This window comes from Pseudomonadota bacterium, assembly GCA_018242545.1.
Lineage (GTDB): Bacteria > Pseudomonadota > Alphaproteobacteria > 16-39-46 > 16-39-46 > 16-39-46.
The window spans coordinates 1-2,415 of the sequence record JAFEBT010000110.1; the positions used below are offsets into that span (position 1 = coordinate 1).

Here is a 2,415-nt window from a genome sequence, read left to right on the forward strand (position 1 = left end):
TTTATCTTCTTAAATTATCTTCTAAAATATCTCTTAAAATATCCCTTCAAATGTCCCTTAATTTTTCTCTTCATTTTTCCCTTAATTCTCATCTTTTAAAGTTTTATGCTTTGCGGAAATTTGCCCTATTTTTGTACGAACGACTTTGTGGGATTCGATGTGCGTTTTCGATTTGATTTCTTTTTGTTGTCTTTCTTCCCTGTTATGGGCCTAATTACTGCTAAATAATATAAATACTATTGTACCTACTAATACTACTAAACAATAATGATATATTTGACCTGATTGAATTCGACTACTTTCTCGTGTTAATATTCCGATTTGATGGACTATTCCACTTGGTCCGATTTCTTCTATTAATCCTCGGTCTAATACTTTATATGTTATACTATAACCTGTTGCTAATATTGGTTTCACTATTAATGAGTTATAAATTTGATCAAAATGTCATTTATTATTCAAGAATGTATAGACTTGTTTTGATATCTTTGTTGATGATAATGGATATATTATTATTCCTAATGTTGCTCCTATACCACTTAGGATTACTGGTACTCATTTCACTAATGTTGGTATAAATTCCGATTCCATTGCATGATGTGCTTCTTTTCCTACAAATTCTAAATATGGACTTCCCACTCCTATCATTACATCTTTCATTACATATCCTATATATATACTTGCTATTGATAATATTAATAATGGCAATGTCATTGCTACTCCTGGCTCATGCGCCGATTCAAATACTTTCTTAGTTCCTTGTGGTGTTGTAATAAATGCCGCATGTAATAATCTCATTGAATAGAATGCTGTCATTCCCGCACTTATTGATAATAATCAATGTCCAATTGTACCTTCCACTTTATATGCTCCATATGCTAATTCGATTATTGTATCTTTTGAGTAAAATCCTGTTAAAAATGGTGTTCCCATTAATGCCAATGATCCTATTAACATTGCTGTATATGTAAATGGTTGACGTGTTATTACTGCTCCCATTTTTCGTAAATCTTGTTCATCTGCTAATGCATGAATTACTGAACCTGCACTTAAGAATAATAAGGCTTTAAAGAAGGCATGATTAAATAAATGGAATAGACTCGCGGAGTACGCTGATACTCCACATGCAAATACCATATATCCTAATTGGGAACATGTCGAATAGGCTACCACTTTCTTAATGTCATTTTGCACCAATCCTACTGTTGCCCCAAAGAATGCTGTTACTGCTCCTACTATTGCTACTGTTGCTACTACTTCTGGTGATCCTTCTCACATTGGACTTGTTCTTAATAATAAGAAGACTCCGGCTGTTACCATTGTCGCTGCATGAATTAATGCTGATACTGGTGTTGGACCTTCCATCGCATCTGGTAATCATGTATGTAATCCGATTTGCGCTGATTTACCTATTGTACCTATTAATAACATTAATCCTATTATTTTCCCTTCTAATGGTGTCGCTATTGTTAATATTACTGAATATTCCACTGATCCATAATAATTGTAACATAATAATATACCTATTACTACTCCTACATCACCGATTCGGTTTACTATCATCGCCTTCATTGCTGATTTATTTGCTTGAATTCTTGTGAATCAGAAATTTATTAGTAAATATGAACATAATCCCACTCCTTCTCATCCTATAAATAATTGCATTAAATTTGATGCTGTTATTAATATTAGCATAAATCATGTGAACAATGAAAGATATGACATGAATCGTACTAAATGCGGATCTGATCCCATATATTCTGTTGAATATATATGCACCATTAATGATATACTTGTTACTACTACTATCATTACGGCTGTTAATGAATCAAATTCAAATCCTACTCGAACCATCGCTCAATCTCATAACTCGATATATGTTGGACTTCGAGAAAATACTACTTCCTGAAATACTACTAATCCTAATACTCATGTTATAAACATATTTATAACTGTTATTAGAGATGCGCCCTTTCCGCCGATCATTCGTCCGAATAATCCGGCCACTGTCGCTCCTATTAACGGTAATCATACTATTGTTAAATACATTAACGCTCGGGGGGACTCGAACCCTCAACCTGTTACTTAGAAGGCAATTGCTCTGCCACTTGAGTTACGAGCGCTCTTGCTCCTTGAGCCGGTGAGGTTGTTCTGCTCTTGAGCTTTTTCGTTATCTTGAGCTTTTTGGTTATCTTGCCTGACTATGCTTCTTTTCTTCTTTTCGCCAGATTTATATATTAGAATTATGTGTTAGAAATAATGTTAGAAATTAATGTTAGAAAATTGTGTTAGAAATTGTGTTTGTTGGGCAAATTTTCCCTTTCCCTGTACGAAGAATTATTCTTTTCGCTAGATTTATATATTAGAATTATGTGTTAGAAATGGTGTTAGAAATAGTGTTAGAAATAATGTTAG

The 2,415-nt window shown here is 33.3% G+C and carries 5 protein-coding genes and 1 tRNA gene; all 6 read right to left on the reverse strand.

Annotation, left to right across the window (positions count from 1 at the left end; genetic code table 11):
* Positions 1-555: 555 nt before the first annotated feature.
* The gene (locus JSS34_08775) at positions 556-816 is read right to left on the reverse strand and encodes a hypothetical protein (protein MBS0186388.1); all 261 of its coding nucleotides are present in this window, start codon (positions 814-816) and stop codon (positions 556-558) included.
* Positions 817-837: 21 nt separating this feature from the next.
* On the reverse strand, positions 838-1,239 hold the full coding sequence (locus tag JSS34_08780) for a hypothetical protein (GenBank protein ID MBS0186389.1): 402 nt from the start codon (positions 1,237-1,239) through the stop codon (positions 838-840).
* A 33-nt stretch (positions 1,240-1,272) separates the two neighbouring features.
* Complete coding sequence (locus JSS34_08785; protein ID MBS0186390.1) at positions 1,273-1,365, reverse strand: hypothetical protein; 93 nt, start codon at positions 1,363-1,365, stop codon at positions 1,273-1,275.
* A gap of 12 nt (positions 1,366-1,377) precedes the next feature.
* Positions 1,378-1,563 (reverse strand): hypothetical protein, encoded by a 186-nt coding sequence (locus JSS34_08790; GenBank protein MBS0186391.1) that lies wholly within the window; start codon positions 1,561-1,563, stop codon positions 1,378-1,380.
* Positions 1,564-1,698: 135 nt separating this feature from the next.
* On the reverse strand, positions 1,699-1,854 hold the full coding sequence (locus tag JSS34_08795) for a hypothetical protein (GenBank protein ID MBS0186392.1): 156 nt from the start codon (positions 1,852-1,854) through the stop codon (positions 1,699-1,701).
* Between the two features lie 196 nt (positions 1,855-2,050).
* Positions 2,051-2,123, reverse strand: a tRNA-Arg gene (locus JSS34_08800).
* Between the last annotated feature and the right edge of the window lie 292 nt (positions 2,124-2,415).